Consider the following 14,189-nt stretch of genomic DNA (forward strand, 5'->3'; position numbering starts at 1 on the left):
GAACCGGCTCGGGGGTTCCCGGGCGGGGTCCGGGTCCAGGGTCCGGACCCGGGGCCGGTACGGGCGTCGGCCCTGGTTCAGGCAACGGCACCGGCTCCGGCGTCGGGCTTGGGCCGGGCTCCCGGGTAGGGTCAGCGTTAGGGTCGCGCGTCGGGTCGGGAGGGAACTCGCTCATTGTTTGCTCCTCGAATCGTCAATGAAGTTCGGGCGGACGTCCGTGGGGCCGGCCTGCTCGTGGCCGACCCCACGGGGCTCAGCGGTCCGACGGACGAGGACCTGTTTCTGTGCCCGGACCGGCTTCCGTGGCAGGCCACGCTTCGGCGCCGCGTTCCACGGAAGGGTCACGAGGCGTTTCTTCCGTGGTGTAGTCGCCCTCGATCCGCTCGGCGGGCAGATCCGCGACCCGCTCCGTGCCGTAGTCGCCCTCGGTGTATTGTCCGACGCGAGTCGCGTCACCGCCGTCGGCCGCTTCCATAGCGGCAGGGGCCGTCAAATCAGGGTCGACGGCGGGCAGCTCCGACGTGGCCTCAACAGGGGTGGCTGCTGAGCCGGAGTCGTCGACGTCGCCGGCGGCCACGGAACCGCGCCAAGCGCCAGTCTCGTAGCCTCGCTCCTCGATGAATTTCTTGAACTTGTCGAGGTCGGCTGAAACCCGCATATCGTCGATGCCCACCATCGAGCCGGCCTTTTCGGCAAAGCCCTCCGGCTCCCATTCGATCTCCACACTCACGCGGGTACGGTCCGCGCCAAGTGGTTCGAAGCTTACGGTGCCGGCGTTCCTTGGTCCGTCGACGCTGGCCCAGCTGACCAGGGAATCCGGGACCTGCTCAAGGATTTGGGCGTTAAAGCCGCGCTTGACGCCGCCGACGTTGGTGGAAAAATGCAGGGCTGTCTCGTCGATTTGTTCGACCGCTTCGACGCCCTTCATGAATTCCGGGAACGACTCGAACTGGGTCCATTGGTTGTAAGCCACTGAAACGGGAACTTCCACGTCGATTGTTCGGTTGACCGTAGCCATGTTCATTCTCCTTGCTAGCGCTTGTTCCTGCGGATGTAGCTGGGCTTTGGCGATCTAGCCGGCGTCGAATGTTTCGCCGTCGTCGTCTTTCGGGGACTTATCCTCGGGCAGTCCTGTCGCATCGCCCTTCGGTTCGGATGAGAAGGAAGTCCCTGCCTTGCTTCCCTCGGAGTTCGACTCATCCAGCTCGGCGTCGGCCGATGGCACCGCGGCTGATCCGTTGTGCCCGCCCTGATTCGCCTGCCGGGCCCCCCGTCCTGCTGTTTCTTGTTCCGGCGTCGGAGTTCCGTAGCCTCCGGCTGCCTCTTCCTCGGCTCCATGCTGCTCGTCCATTTCCATGCCGTCCTTCCGTATTGGTTGAACTTGTTGGGTGGAAAATCATGACCCCCTACCCAGGACGGCTTCCGTCGGTGACCGGAAGCCGGCCTTGAATGCAGGCCCATGGCCCCGGACAGAAGGCCTCCGGCCCTCTGTCGACGCCCGTTCAAGCCTGTTACCACATCGAAACTAGTAGGCCGGGAGGTCACTTGTCCATGGATTCGGGAAAATTGATCAGCAAACTTACTATGTCGATCGAGAAGGCCTAGACTAGGCCGGCGTCAGGGCCTCGAACTATCGTTTCTGCTCGGACTTCCGGCGCCGGGGAGACCAGGAAAGCAGCGGGTACAGCAGCACGAGCGCCGCGAGGGCGACAAGGATGCTGCCGCCCGCGGCGAGGCCGGCCTCAGGCCCCACGGCAACGCTGAAGATCAGTCCGGCGCACCCGGCGATCAGCAGGGACACACACGCCACGACGGCCTTGACGATCTTGTCGCCTGCAGCCACCAGCCGGTACTTGACGTGATGCTGGAAGAGCCGCCGGTGCAGGCTTACCGGAACCAGCATGAGCCCGGTGGTCATGGTCGCCAGGACAACCAGCAGGAGAAACCACCATTTTTGCATCCCTGTGAGCGTGCCGAATCGCTGCTGGAACGGCAGGGTCAGCAGGAAGCCGCCGATAATCTGCACGCCCGTCTGGAGGACGCGCATCTCCTGGAGCAGCTCATTCCAGTTTCGGTCCATCCGTTGGTCCTCGGACTCGTGCCTGGTGTCGGGAGCCGGCCCGGGGAACAGGGGATCTTCCGGTCCGCTCACGACGGCCGCGGCAGTTCGCAGCCTGCCACGGGATTCAATCCCATGTAGTTCAAGGGACCGGCAACAATATTCAGGCTAATCGTTGCGAACTGGGAGCACTGCGCCGGGACGGCGCTGAAGTAGCCTCGCTGTCCGGCCGCTACTGCTCCTATGACGAGCCAGATCACCACGATCAGCCCGAAAATCGACCCGAATCGCATGGCCATCGACCAACCTCTCATCGATTCCGAATATCAATCAGCTTACTTATTCAGCGACTTCGACCATAGGCTGGCCGGATGGCAACCCACGTAGGGACGTCGGGGTGGAGTTACGACCACTGGGACCACGTGCTCTATCCCGCCGGCACCCCCTCCCGCAACCGGCTCGATTACTACGTGCAGCAATTCGAGACCGTCGAACTCAACGCGAGTTTCTATCGTTGGCCGCGCGATTCATCGTTCGCCAGTTGGCGACGCCGCCTACCTGAAGGGTTCGTGTTTTCGGTCAAGGCGCCCCGTGGGCTCACCCATGGCAAGCGCCTTTACGCACCCGAAGCCTGGATCGGCAGGATCACCTCGGCGTGGCATGAGCTCGGGGACAGGCGTGGGGTCCTGTTGGTCCAGCTGCCGCCGGGAATGGAGCGCGACGACGGCCGGCTGGCCTATTTCCTTGGCCTCCTCCCCGAGTGGATCAAGGTCGCCGTCGAATTCCGCCATGACAGCTGGCATGACGAGGCTGTCTACGAGTTGCTTGAAACGCACCGGACGGCCTATTGCATCATGAGCGGGGCGGAGCTCCCGTGCGTCCTCCGAGCGACGGCGCCGTTTGTCTACATCAGGATGCATGGGCCGGATCACCACCACCTTTATGGAGGTTCATACTCCGATCAGGACCTGCGCTGGTGGACCGACCGAATTGCGGAATGGGAGACGGCGGGCAAGGAGGTTTTCGTCTATTTCAATAACGACGGCGGCGGTAACGCGGTCCGTAATGCCCGCACCCTCCGTTCCTTCCTCGGCAACCACTAGGCGTGGACTCCATGGTTGTTGGGTACGGTAGTTTCCATGGTTGAAACCAAGAAGGTCAGGATGCCAGCTTCATCCCTCATGACCGTGATCTTGGCTTTTGCGGCAAACCTTCTTGTTGCGGTCGCAAAGACTGTTGCCGCCGTGCTTACCGGCTCCGCTTCGATGATCGCTGAGTCCGCCCACTCCTGGGCGGACACGGGAAACCAGGTCTTCCTGCTGGTGGCCGAGAGGAGATCCTCGAAGAAGCGGGACGTGGCCCATCCGATGGGCTACGGCAGGGAAGCATACGTGTGGTCGATGTTTGCCGCCTTTGGCTTGTTCACCGCAGGCGCCGTTGTTTCCGTGATGCACGGCATCCAACAGCTTTTCGCGCCGGAGCCCGCCGGTGATTTCGCGGTCGCCTATATTGTCTTGGCGGTATCGTTCGTCCTGGAAGGGGGTTCGTTCGTCCAGGCATTCCGGCAGGCCCGCAAGTCCGCACGGGAGCTCGAACGCCGGACCTTGGAGCAAGTGCTCAAGAGTTCAGATCCCACCATGCGTGCAGTCTTCGCGGAGGACAGCGCCGCGCTCATAGGCCTGCTCATTGCCTTCTTGGGAATCTTCCTGCACCAGCTCACTGGATCACCACTTCCGGATGCGCTCGGATCCATATTTGTCGGCATTCTTCTCGGTGTCATCGCCGTAGTGCTGATAGATCGCAATCGTCGCTTCCTTGTCGGCCAGGGCGTCACTCCGGAACTCGAGAAGTCGATGGCGATCAGGGTCATGGAACACCGCGAAATCGAGCGCCTGACATATCTTCACCTGGAGTTTGTCGGTCCGCGCAAGTTGTACCTCGTGGCCGCGGTGGATATCACCGGCGACCTCCGGGAGCACGAAGTGGCCATCGCGCTGCGCCGCGTGGAACGGGAACTCGAGGACGAGGAGACCGTCGAGGAGGCCGTCCTGACCCTCGCTACCCCCGACGAGCCCTCGCTGTCCTTCGGCGTTCGGCGTCCGTCGCCGGCCGTGGAGTAAACCAGGACCGTCAGTCCGCTTGAACCTCCGGGGAAAACAAGTACAAGCTACTCGTGTCATGGTTCACACAAAGTTGTTGACTCAAGGGACCGGCATCCGCGCGCTGTCCGAGGACGCCGATCCCGGCTGGCCAACGGCAGGGTCGGCCGATCGATAACACCGGCGTTGCGGAGGCGCAGTCAATTTTCGAGGGGAGTTCCAATGGACGGTCAACTTTGGATTTGGATCGTGGTGGCGGTCGTGATCATCGCGGTGATCGTCGCCGTCGTCGTTTATGGGCGCCGCGCGAAGAACGCCGCTAACCGCAAGCGCGCTGCGGACCTCCGCGAGAAAGCCCGTGCCGACGCCCTCGGAGCTCATGAGCGCAGCGCCGAGGCCGCTCGGGCGGCCGCAGACGCCGCGCGCGCCGAGAGCGAGGCGGAACGCTTGCACCGGGAGGCCGCGGACAAGCAGAAAGCCGCCGAGCGCGCCAACGAAGTCTCGCAGGACAGGTTGCGGCGGGCAGAAGAGTTGGACCCGGATTCCGGCAACCGCTCGGATCCGGATAGTGCGGGAAGCCGCCGGGACCGGGACGACGACGGCGACCGACGGGAACGGGACGACGACCGAGGCGACGGGGAGGGGCGCCGGGACCCGAGACCATAGGCTAACCGGTTGCGATCACGCCCCACCTGCCGTAGGTGCGGCTTGAGGTTGCTCCGCCACTTCCTGGGTGGCTGCCCAGCTCGCGAGGAGGCGCAGGGCGTCCGCAGAGGGGGAGCCAGGTTCTGCAGGGTAGATGAACAGCGAGAGGCCGGTGTCCGCCGACAATTCCATTGCCTCGAAAAGTAGGCGGAGTTCACCCACCACGGGGTGGTGGAAATGCTTGAAACCGCTGTAGTGGCGGCGCACGTTGTGCGCGGCCCAGCGAGTGCGGAATTCATCGCTTCGGGTGGAAATCTCTCCTACAAGGTCGCTCAGCCCGCGGTCGAAGGGGTCGCGGCCGGCCTCGGTGCGGAGGATGGCAACCATATTGTTGGCGGCGAGTTCCCAATCCGGGAAGAACCGCCGGGCCCGTTCTTCATCCAGGAATATGAAGCGTGCGTAGTTGGCGGGCCGGACCGGGTTGACGTACATCTCGGAATGCAAAGCAAGGCCGAGTTTGTTGGCGGCAAGGATGTCCATGCGGGCGTTGCGGACGAATGCCGGCGCGTCAGTAATGGCGTCAAGGGCGAACTGCACACTTGGCCGGACCTGCTGTGGTGCGGATCGACGCTGCCTCTTGCTTGTTCCGGCGGTACGCGCCAGATCGAACAGGTGCGCACTCTCAGCCTCGTCGAGTTGGAGGGCCCTCGCCAGTGCCTCCAAGACGCTCTCGGACACTCCCGCAAGGTTCCCGCGTTCGAGCCGGGTGTAATACTCAACGCTCACTCCGGCGAGGGTCGCGACTTCGCCGCGACGGAGCCCCGGTACTCGCCGATTGCCGCCCGACGTCGGCAGCCCTGCCTGTTCGGGGGTGATCTTCGCGCGCCGGGAAGCAAGGAAGTCGCGAGCGTCGTTGCGGTTGTCCATGCGATCAACGATAGTGACCTCGCAGCGCCCTGAGGGAGTCCCTGACAGTACCTCTATCAACGACACCTCCCGGCAGCGGTGAGGACCCCGACGTCGTCCGGGATCCGGGCGTCGTGCTAGAAAATGTGGAAATCGCCCGCATCGGCGTTCGCGGACGGATAGACCACGGGCTCCCGCCCCAACTCCAGCAGGACGTCGTTGATGCTCATTTGCCCGTCGAGTTGGACGGCCAGGACGAAGGCGGTTTCGGATTCGACTTCAGCGGTCATGGATCGATCTTATGTGCGGCAGGGCCCACGGGCGCGATGAACACGCGAGCTCCAGGCTAAGTCGCCGGGCGCCGTTTTGTGTTCGAGGATCACGGTTTCTGGGATGCGGCCGCGGAGGGGGAGAGATCGGCCAGCGTAAGGGGATGTGCGGGAGCCTCCGGGAAGGGGTGGCTGATGGTCACAGCCAGATCCGGACTGACGTGGACCAGGGCACCACCGGGGAGCGCTCTCCACTCGGGGTTGTCATCCATCGGCTCGGTGGCGATGAGGACGTGTCCTGCACGCGAGGCCTCCCTACTGTGGGCGCGGATCCGGGAGCTCCGTGCGTCCAGGGGAGCCGCCTCGGCCGAGCGGGCAGGAAGCCTCTCCAGAATGTGGAGCTCATGTGTGTCCGGATACCTGACTGCCCAAACGTCGCTCGCCGTCGTCAGGATGAGGTTCAAGCTGAACACCGGCAGTTCCTTGGCGATCCAGCTGATCGCTCGGATGATACCTTCGCCGACGTCGCCATCCGCTCTTCTGCTCTCCGCGGTGATCAAGGCGAAGAGGCGCTCACTGTCTGTTTGGCCCTTCACCAGATCCGCGACTCCGGACTCCGCCAGCCGCTGGTCCAGCCGCTCAAGATCGCCGAAGGCACCGTTGTGGGCGAACAACCTCCCGTCCTGCTCGAAAGGGTGCGTGTTGACCATGGTGTGCGCGCCGGTGCTGGCATATCGCACATGGGCCAGGAATGTCGTGCTCTTCAGGACCCGTGCTTCACGTGCAAAGGCGTGGTCCTCCCATGCGGCGAGCGGCTGCTTGGCGACATGGGCCTTGCCGTCACCGTCAAAGGTGCCTATGCCGGCGCCGTCGGGCTCGCGCCGGCTCTGGTCAGCGAGGCTGTCCGGGGCGTCCAAAAGCCAGAAAGTGGCCCGGACTGCTTGCGAACCGGCATGCAAGCCGAACAATCGGCACATGGCACGCATCCTTCCTTCAATCGTCTGGCGGCGAAGCTGCTGCTGGCTAGTGGTGGAACGCCTGGGTCTGCCCACCGGCGGGCATCGGTGCCGTGAGGCCGTCCAGGTAGGCGACTTCTTTCTTGAGATCGGCCAGGAAACTGGATGCGAGGTCGCGGGTGAATCCGTTGCGGACAACGATCCGTTGGACTGTGATCTCGCTCAATCCTTCCGGCATGGGGTAGGCGGGGACGAGCCACCCATTCATCCGCAGCCTTTCGGACAAGTGGTGAAGGTTCCAATTCTCCGTGTAGCCGTCGGTGAGTTGCCAGGCAAAGACAGGAATGTCGGATCCGTCGCTCCACAAAGTAAACGCCTCCATTGCCCCTATTTCACTGGAGAGATAGAGTGCCACGTCCCGGGAGGTTGCCTGGACGGATTTGTATCCCTCGTATCCGAGCCGGAGGAACAGGTAGTACTGAAGGAGCACCTGGGCGCCGGGGCGTGAGAAGTTCAGGGCGAAGCTCGGCATGTTCCCGCCCAGGTAACTGACATGGAAAATCAGGTCCTCGGGGAGTGCCTGCTCATCACGCCAGATAATCCAGCCGAGGCCGGGGTAGACCAAGCCGTACTTGTGGCCGGAGGTGTTGATCGAGGCAACCCGCGGCAGGCGGAAGTCCCAGACGGTCTCCCGTTGCAGGAAAGGTGCAACCATGGCTCCGGAGGCGCCGTCGACGTGGATCGGAATATCAAGGCCCCGCTTTGCCTGGATCTCGTCCAACGCCGCCGAGATCTTCTCGACGGGTTCATAGACCCCCGTGTAGGTCACGCCCATGATCGCGACAACGCCGATGGTGTTCTCATCGACGTACTTGTCCAGCTCGTAGCCGTCCAGCATTTGGTGTTCCTGCGACACCGGAACGAAGCGGGCCTCCACGTCCCAGTAGTTGCAGAACTTCTCCCAGCACACTTGGACGGCCGAACTGAGGACCAAGTTGGGTTTGTCCGTGGACAGACCGGCCGCCCGCCGTGCGTGCTGCCAGCGACGCTTCAAGGCAAGGCCGCCCAGCATGCACGCCTCGGAAGAACCGATCGTTGAGGTCCCGACTGACTTGGCGGGATCGGGTGCGTTCCACAAGTCTGCGAGCATCCGCCAGCAACGGGTTTCGATCAACGCCGTCTGCGGGTACTCGTCCTTGTCGATCATGTTCTTGTCGAACGTCTCGGCGTACAGCTTCGACGCTTCCGGTTCCATCCACGTTCCAACGAATGTTGCCAGGTTCAAGCGGGAGTTGCCGTCCAACATGGCTTCGTCGTAGACAACCTGATAGGCGGTCGAAGGAAGGGACTCACCGTCCGGAATGGTGAAGCGTGGAAAAATACTGGATTCTCCCGGTCGGCTGAAGACGGGGTTCAGCTCTACTGCAGTGTCGGGTTCATGGGCTGATGTTCGGTGTGACCTATTGATGGTTCGCTCCTTTGACTCGCCGCTGCGCGAGCCGCTGCGGTGGCATGGCCCGCCAAGGCCCCACGCTACCGCGTGCGTACGCCGTACCCAAGCACTTTCGGGAGCCGCCATCGTTCAGATCGTCGCAGCCTGTGGCCTTCCAGGCCATGGTGCCAAAGTGACTCCTGGTGCATAATCGCAGGGGACGGAGCTCTGTCACCCTGAGGCTAGGAGGCACCAATGTCGATGCAGGACACTCCAGAAGATCGTCGGCCGGGGGAGACGCAAAGCGTTCCGCTGCCAGGATCGGACAGGGCTCCCGCCCCGGGCCTCCGGGACATTCTCGGCCCTGTCGATCCTTCCCATCGGATCGAAGCGACAGTCATCCTGAGGCGCCAGGAAGAAGTGCCCGAGGTGCCGTCCGCTGTGCTTTCGCGGGACGAACTTGCCTCCCGATACGGCGCATCGGCCGCAGACCTGGATCTTGCTGTAGGCACTTTCACCAACCTTGGTCTCGACGTCATGGAGTCGGACGCGGCCAGCCGCAGGATTCGGCTGGCCGGAACCGTGGAGCAGATGAGCAGCATTTTCGGGACATCCCTGGACGAGCTGACCAGCCGAAGCCCGGACGGTACCGCTATCACCCACCGGCACCGCACCGGAGGCCTCCACGTCCCTGCGGCCCTCGACGGCGTCATCGTTGCCGTCCTCGGCCTTGACGACCGGCCGCAGGCCCGCGCCCAATTCCGCGCCATTCCCCTCGCTGCGGCCGCTGCGAGCTACACCCTGCCGCAGCTGGGAAGGATCTACAATTTCCCTGCGGGAACGGACGGGACGGGCCAAACCGTTGCCATCCTCGAGCTGGGTGGCGGCTACGGGCAGCAAGACCTTGACGCGTACTTCCAAGGCCTTGGCATCCCCACGCCGAGCGTCACCGCGGTGGGAGTCGACGGCGGGGCGAACCAGCCGGGGCAGGATCCGTCGGGCGCCGACGGGGAAGTCCTGCTGGACATCGAGGTGGTCGGCGCCTTGGCGCCAAAGGCCAACATATTGGTCTATTTCGCCCCCAACACCGACGCCGGGTTCCTGGATGCGATTATCGCTGCCTCGCATGCAACCCCGACGCCGGCCGCGATCAGCATCAGCTGGGGCCAGAGCGAAGACGCCTGGACCGGCCAAGCCCGGACGGCTTTCGACCAGGCCATGGCCGACGCCGCGGCCCTCGGCGTGACGGTGACAGCGGCAGCCGGGGACAACGGCAGTGCCGACGGCGCAACCGACAACAAGGATCACGCCGATTTCCCGGCGTCGAGCCCGCATGTGCTGGCCTGCGGCGGAACCAGACTTCAAGCGGACACCGCAACAGGTGTCATCAGGGCGGAAACGGTCTGGAACGACGGACCCAACTCGGCTACCGGCGGAGGATTCAGCGACGTCTTTCCGGCGCCCTCCTGGCAGTCGGGGATCCCGGGGCACGCCAAGCACAAGCCTGTGCCCAAGAAGGCCGGAAGGGGCGTCCCCGATGTCAGCGGCGTTGCCGACCCGCAGACCGGCTATCAGGTGCGCGTCGACGGGAAAGACATGGTGATCGGTGGAACAAGTGCGGTGGCGCCGCTCTGGGCGGCCCTCGTCGCCCGGCTCGCCCAGGCCACCAACAGGCGCTTCGGCCTGATCCAGCCGCTGCTTTACCAAAACGGCAAGCAACCGGCGTCGGGCTTCCATGACATCATCTCAGGCTCCAATGGAAGCTACCATGCCGGGATCGGTTGGGATCCCTGCACAGGCCTGGGCAGTCCGGACGGCAGTGCCCTCCTTGCGTTGCTCCAAGCCAAGGCTTAGTGGAGCTGCCGGAGCCATTGCGGCGGTCCAAAAACCCGCCACCACATGGCTTTGACTCGGTAAACTGGTTGGTGTCCTTTACAACCCCAGGTTTCAAAGGAGGCTCCACAATGGCTGGATACTTTGAGCTGGTCGATGGACCCAACGATGGGTACAGGATTGCACTGCGCGACGGTGAAGGCCAGATCCTGGCAATGTCTACGACCTTTGCCACCAAACAATCGGCTGTCCGCGGGATATCCACACTCCGGGAGATCGCCGGAACGGCCCTCATCAAGGACAGGAGCCACGGACGGTGGACGCCGTCCCTTGAGCGTCAGGCACTCCACTTGCATCTGTTCCACCAACCCGCATGGCGGAAGCACGAAGTGAGAAGCGCGGCAGGCCGCTTGTAGCCCTGCGATAGCGCGGGTTCGCAAACCGCACCGCACTCCAGTTCCCACAGGGCACTCCGTTACGGATTGAACGGGCTGCAATGACGCATGCCGAAAATGCCGTCCCGCCAAGTCTCCTCGGGGGGAAACGGCACGCCTGCGCCTGCTTTGGCTGCCCCAGCCCGAGCGGATACGATGGACGATGGCTGGCTGTGGTCCCCGTACGCCACAAGCTATGAAGCCTTATCAATGAATAGGAGACACCCGTGTCAGATGCCCAGCAGATCACCCTCATCGTCGATGGCGAAGAGACCAAGGTGACGGAGGGGACCACCGGCGCGGAACTCTTCTTTGAGCGCCGCGACGTCGTTGTGGCCCGAGTCGACGGCGAACTCAAGGACCTCGACCAAGTGCTGCCCGAGGGTGCCCAGGTTGACGGCATCACCATCGACTCGCCGGACGGCCTGAACGTCCTCCGCCACTCCACCGCGCACGTGATGGCCCAGGCTGTGCAGCAGCTTCGTCCGGACGCCAAGCTCGGAATCGGTCCCTACATCACAGACGGCTTCTACTTCGATTTCGATGTCGCCGAGCCCTTCACTCCTGAAGACCTGCGGCAGCTTGAGAAGATGATGCAGAAGATCATCAACCAGAACCAGAAGTTCGTGCGCCGCGTCGTCACCGAGGACGAAGCCCGCGAGGCCATGAAGGGCGAGCCTTACAAGCTTGAACTGCTGGGCAAGAAGAACGACGCCGCCGACGCCGGAGAGGGCGTCAACGTCGAGGTGGGCGCCGGGGACATCACCATCTACGACAATGTGGATCGCAAGAGCGGCGACAGCGTCTGGTGCGATCTCTGCCGAGGCCCGCACCTGCCCAACACCAAACTGATCTCCAACGCTTTCGCCCTGACCCGCTCCTCGGCGGCGTACTGGCTGGGCAACCAGAACAACCAGCAGTTGCAGCGTATCTACGGCACCGCTTGGCCCACCAAGGATGCGCTGAAGGCGTACCAGGAGCGCATCGCCGAGGCCGAGCGCCGAGATCACCGCAAGCTCGGCGCGGAACTTGACCTGTTTTCCTTCCCGGATGAGCTGGGCTCCGGACTGCCGGTGTTCCACCCGAAGGGCGGGATCATCCGCAAGGCGATGGAGGACTATTCGCGCCAGCGCCACGTGGACGCCGGATACGAGTTCGTCTACACCCCGCATATCACCAAGGGACACCTCTACGAGGTCTCCGGCCACCTTGACTGGTACAGGGAAGGCATGTTCCCGGCGATGCACATCGACGCGGAACTGAACGACGACGGCACCGTGCGCAAGCCCGGCCAGGACTACTACCTGAAGCCGATGAACTGTCCGATGCACAACCTCATCTTCCGTTCGCGCGGCCGCTCCTACCGGGAACTGCCCCTGCGGCTCTTCGAATTCGGCTCTGTGTATCGCTACGAGAAGTCCGGTGTTGTCCATGGTCTGACCCGCGTGCGCGGCATGACACAGGACGACGCCCACATCTACTGCACCCGCGAACAGATGAAGGACGAGCTCACCACCACCTTGAACTTTGTCCTTGGCCTCCTCAAGGACTACGGACTGGACGACTTCTACCTTGAACTGTCCACCAAGAACGAAGACAAGTTCGTTGGGGAAGACGCCGCCTGGGAAGAAGCCACACGCACCTTGGCAGAAGTAGCCGAGGCCTCGGGGCTGGAACTTGTTCCGGATCCGGGTGGAGCCGCGTTCTACGGCCCCAAGATCTCCGTGCAGGCGAAGGACGCGTTGGGCCGCACCTGGCAGATGTCCACCATCCAGCTGGACTTCAACCTGCCTGAGCGTTTTGAGTTGGAGTTCCAGGCTGCCGACGGCACACGCCAGCGCCCCGTCATGATCCACCGCGCGCTGTTCGGCTCGGTAGAGCGTTTCATGGGCGTCCTCACCGAGCACTACGCGGGAGCTTTCCCCGCGTGGCTCTCTCCCGTGCAGGTGGTCGGCATTCCGGTGGCTGAGGCGTTCAACGACTACATGTTCGACGTCGTTGGCCAGCTCAAGGCTGCGGGTATCCGTGCCGAAGTGGACATTTCCTCGGACCGCTTCCCAAAGAAGATCCGCACCGCGAGCAAGGACAAGATTCCGTTCGTCCTCATTGCCGGCGGAGAGGACGCAGAGGCCGGTGCGGTGTCGTTCCGCTTCCGTGACGGCAGCCAAGACAACGGTGTGCCCGTTGCCGAGGCCGTCCGAAGGATCGTGGACGCCGTCAAGAACCGCGAGAGCTGACGAGTCGGACACCGCGGGGGCCAGGAAAAATGCAGGAGAACACGGGCGTGACAGCTGACTATCCGGGCGATGCCGAAGTGACTGACGACTTCGGCCTGGCAGGTGTTCCTGATGCCTTCCAACGCCTGTGGACTCCGCACCGCCTGGCCTACATCAAGGGTGGGCAGAACCAGTTCAAGAACGAGGACGACTGCCCGTTCTGCGTGGCTCCGAGCCGCACGGACAAGGAATCCCTCATCGTGCGCCGCGGCAAGACGTGCTACGTGGTCCTCAATTTGTTCCCTTACAACCCCGGTCACTTGCTCGTGTGCCCGTACCGGCATGTTCCGGACTACACGGACATTACCGTGCAGGAAACGGCGGAAATGGCGGAGCTCACGCAGACCGCGATGCGGGTGCTGCGCAAGGTGGCCAACCCGAGCGGCTTCAACCTGGGCATGAACCAAGGTGTGGCCGGCGGGGCGGGCATCGCAGCCCACCTGCATCAGCACGTAGTTCCGCGCTGGGGCGGGGACGGTAACTTTTTCCCCATCATCGCCCAGACGAAGGCTGTCACCCAGACCCTTGACGAGGTCCGCCAGCAAGTGGCCGACGCCTGGCCGGAAGAGTCGGATCTGTCCGGGGAGCCGGATGCTTAATCGGCACGCCCGCGGGTTCTTCACCGGGCTGTTCTCGCCCCTGGCCCGGTTCCTGCTCAAGGTGGGGGTCTCGCCCGACGCCGTTACCGTCGTCGGGACCGCGGGCGTAGTTCTCGGTGCCCTGATTCTCTACCCCCTGGGCCAGCTCTGGTGGGGTTCGCTGCTGATCGCCGTTTTCGCGCTGTCCGACGTCGTGGACGGCATCATGGCAAGGGAACAGGGACGCAGCGGCCCGTGGGGAAACTTCCTCGACTCCACGCTGGACCGGCTGGCAGACGGCGCCATTTTCGCCGGCGTCGCAATCTGGTTCTTCACGGGAGGCGGGAACAGCGCGATTGCTATCGCGTCCCTGGGCTGCCTGGTGCTCGGGATGGTGGTTTCGTACGCCCGCGCCAAGGCTGAATCATTGGGCTTCTACGCCAATGTGGGCATCGCCGAGCGCGCTGAGCGGCTTATTTCCGTGCTCCTCGTCACCGGTCTGACCGGGCTGGGGCTGCCCCCCGTCGTCTTGCTGGTGACCCTTGTCATCCTCGCCGCCGCAACGGCAGTCACCGTCGTCCAAAGGATGGCGGCCGTCCGCGAACAGGCAATGGCAGACGTCGACGGCGGGACGCCCGCTTAAGCGGTGATTCGCCCGTAGCAGGCCCTGCTTTTGCGCGACGGCGGTCAACCCCCGTGTCT

The 14,189-nt window shown here is 63.6% G+C and carries 16 protein-coding genes; 8 read left to right on the plus strand and 8 right to left on the minus strand.

All coding sequences use genetic code 11. The features are described from left to right. Positions 1–253: 253 nt before the first annotated feature. The 4 genes from VLA65_RS07655 to VLA65_RS07670 all read right to left on the minus strand — a co-directional run bounded on the left by VLA65_RS07655 (position 254) and on the right by VLA65_RS07670 (position 2,358). Positions 254–1,018, minus strand: a complete 765-nt coding sequence (locus VLA65_RS07655) for an SRPBCC family protein (protein ID WP_284988153.1) — start codon at positions 1,016–1,018, stop codon at positions 254–256. A gap of 54 nt (positions 1,019–1,072) precedes the next feature. Next, positions 1,073–1,351 carry a hypothetical protein gene (locus tag VLA65_RS07660; RefSeq protein WP_284988152.1) on the minus strand — a complete coding sequence of 93 codons (279 nt, stop codon included), beginning with the start codon at positions 1,349–1,351 and terminating at the stop codon, positions 1,073–1,075. 279 nt (positions 1,352–1,630) lie between these two features. Further along, the gene (locus VLA65_RS07665; protein WP_332602159.1) at positions 1,631–2,152 is read right to left on the minus strand and encodes a DUF6328 family protein; all 522 of its coding nucleotides are present in this window, start codon (positions 2,150–2,152) and stop codon (positions 1,631–1,633) included. Next, positions 2,149–2,358 carry a hypothetical protein gene (locus tag VLA65_RS07670; RefSeq protein WP_284755563.1) on the minus strand — a complete coding sequence of 70 codons (210 nt, stop codon included), beginning with the start codon at positions 2,356–2,358 and terminating at the stop codon, positions 2,149–2,151. The genes VLA65_RS07665 and VLA65_RS07670 overlap by 4 nt, the downstream gene beginning before the upstream one ends. Positions 2,359–2,430: 72 nt before the next feature. Here VLA65_RS07670 and VLA65_RS07675 point away from each other — a divergent pair, with 72 nt between their 5' ends. The 3 genes from VLA65_RS07675 to VLA65_RS07685 all read left to right on the plus strand — a co-directional run bounded on the left by VLA65_RS07675 (position 2,431) and on the right by VLA65_RS07685 (position 4,824). Then, a complete protein-coding gene (locus tag VLA65_RS07675) occupies positions 2,431–3,162 on the plus strand; it encodes a DUF72 domain-containing protein (RefSeq protein ID WP_332602160.1) in 732 nt (243 codons plus the stop codon). A gap of 36 nt (positions 3,163–3,198) precedes the next feature. Further along, a complete protein-coding gene (locus VLA65_RS07680) occupies positions 3,199–4,179 on the plus strand; it encodes a cation diffusion facilitator family transporter (protein ID WP_307053973.1) in 981 nt (326 codons plus the stop codon). A gap of 201 nt (positions 4,180–4,380) precedes the next feature. Next, a complete protein-coding gene (locus VLA65_RS07685; RefSeq protein ID WP_332602161.1) occupies positions 4,381–4,824 on the plus strand; it encodes a hypothetical protein in 444 nt (147 codons plus the stop codon). Between the two features lie 15 nt (positions 4,825–4,839). Here the strand turns inward: VLA65_RS07685 and VLA65_RS07690 are convergent, their stop codons facing one another. From VLA65_RS07690 to VLA65_RS07705, 4 genes are all read right to left on the minus strand, one after another. Beyond that, complete coding sequence (locus VLA65_RS07690) at positions 4,840–5,730, minus strand: helix-turn-helix transcriptional regulator (RefSeq protein WP_332602162.1); 891 nt, start codon at positions 5,728–5,730, stop codon at positions 4,840–4,842. Positions 5,731–5,846: 116 nt separating this feature from the next. Beyond that, entirely contained in the window at positions 5,847–5,999 is a 153-nt protein-coding gene (locus tag VLA65_RS07695; protein ID WP_332602163.1) for a hypothetical protein, read from the minus strand. A gap of 89 nt (positions 6,000–6,088) precedes the next feature. Beyond that, positions 6,089–6,955 (minus strand): class II glutamine amidotransferase, encoded by an 867-nt coding sequence (locus tag VLA65_RS07700; RefSeq protein ID WP_284988148.1) that lies wholly within the window; start codon positions 6,953–6,955, stop codon positions 6,089–6,091. Between the two features lie 46 nt (positions 6,956–7,001). Continuing rightward, entirely contained in the window at positions 7,002–8,402 is a 1,401-nt protein-coding gene (locus tag VLA65_RS07705; RefSeq protein ID WP_332602338.1) for a glutamate decarboxylase, read from the minus strand. Between the two features lie 219 nt (positions 8,403–8,621). Between VLA65_RS07705 and VLA65_RS07710 the strand changes: the two genes are divergently transcribed. The 5 genes from VLA65_RS07710 (at position 8,622) to pgsA (ending at position 14,130) form a co-directional block, all read left to right on the plus strand. Then, the gene (locus tag VLA65_RS07710) at positions 8,622–10,220 is read left to right on the plus strand and encodes a S53 family peptidase (protein ID WP_332602164.1); all 1,599 of its coding nucleotides are present in this window, start codon (positions 8,622–8,624) and stop codon (positions 10,218–10,220) included. A 110-nt stretch (positions 10,221–10,330) separates the two neighbouring features. Continuing rightward, on the plus strand, positions 10,331–10,615 hold the full coding sequence (locus VLA65_RS07715) for a YegP family protein (protein WP_332602165.1): 285 nt from the start codon (positions 10,331–10,333) through the stop codon (positions 10,613–10,615). Positions 10,616–10,860: 245 nt separating this feature from the next. Next, entirely contained in the window at positions 10,861–12,870 is a 2,010-nt protein-coding gene (gene thrS / locus VLA65_RS07720) for a threonine--tRNA ligase (RefSeq protein WP_284988146.1), read from the plus strand. A gap of 29 nt (positions 12,871–12,899) precedes the next feature. After that, positions 12,900–13,508, plus strand: coding sequence for an HIT family protein (locus tag VLA65_RS07725; protein WP_059389209.1), 609 nt, complete (start codon positions 12,900–12,902; stop codon positions 13,506–13,508). After that, entirely contained in the window at positions 13,501–14,130 is a 630-nt protein-coding gene (gene pgsA, locus VLA65_RS07730) for a phosphatidylinositol phosphate synthase (protein WP_284988145.1), read from the plus strand. Before VLA65_RS07725 ends, pgsA begins: the two co-directional genes overlap by 8 nt. Positions 14,131–14,189: the final 59 nt, after the last annotated feature.

Origin of the sequence: Arthrobacter sp. S2(2024) (genome assembly GCF_036662515.1) — a bacterium.
Taxonomy (GTDB): Bacteria; Actinomycetota; Actinomycetes; order Actinomycetales; family Micrococcaceae; genus Arthrobacter.

Excerpts from the sequence above, each read along its gene's own strand:
- VLA65_RS07710 (WP_332602164.1), top strand. The coding sequence starts at position 8,622 with ATGTCGATGCAGGACACTCCAGAAGATCGTCGGCCGGGGGAGACGCAA.
- VLA65_RS07685 (WP_332602161.1), top strand. The coding sequence starts at position 4,381 with ATGGACGGTCAACTTTGGATTTGGATCGTGGTGGCGGTCGTGATCATC.
- VLA65_RS07715 (WP_332602165.1), top strand. The coding sequence starts at position 10,331 with ATGGCTGGATACTTTGAGCTGGTCGATGGACCCAACGATGGGTACAGG.
- VLA65_RS07700 (WP_284988148.1), bottom strand. The coding sequence starts at position 6,955 with ATGTGCCGATTGTTCGGCTTGCATGCCGGTTCGCAAGCAGTCCGGGCC.
- VLA65_RS07725 (WP_059389209.1), top strand. The coding sequence starts at position 12,900 with ATGCAGGAGAACACGGGCGTGACAGCTGACTATCCGGGCGATGCCGAA.
- VLA65_RS07655 (WP_284988153.1), bottom strand. The coding sequence starts at position 1,018 with ATGGCTACGGTCAACCGAACAATCGACGTGGAAGTTCCCGTTTCAGTG.
- VLA65_RS07670 (WP_284755563.1), bottom strand. The coding sequence starts at position 2,358 with ATGGCCATGCGATTCGGGTCGATTTTCGGGCTGATCGTGGTGATCTGG.
- VLA65_RS07660 (WP_284988152.1), bottom strand. The coding sequence starts at position 1,351 with ATGGACGAGCAGCATGGAGCCGAGGAAGAGGCAGCCGGAGGCTACGGA.
- VLA65_RS07695 (WP_332602163.1), bottom strand. The coding sequence starts at position 5,999 with ATGACCGCTGAAGTCGAATCCGAAACCGCCTTCGTCCTGGCCGTCCAA.
- VLA65_RS07675 (WP_332602160.1), top strand. The coding sequence starts at position 2,431 with ATGGCAACCCACGTAGGGACGTCGGGGTGGAGTTACGACCACTGGGAC.
- VLA65_RS07680 (WP_307053973.1), top strand. The coding sequence starts at position 3,199 with ATGGTTGAAACCAAGAAGGTCAGGATGCCAGCTTCATCCCTCATGACC.
- VLA65_RS07690 (WP_332602162.1), bottom strand. The coding sequence starts at position 5,730 with ATGGACAACCGCAACGACGCTCGCGACTTCCTTGCTTCCCGGCGCGCG.
- pgsA (WP_284988145.1), top strand. The coding sequence starts at position 13,501 with ATGCTTAATCGGCACGCCCGCGGGTTCTTCACCGGGCTGTTCTCGCCC.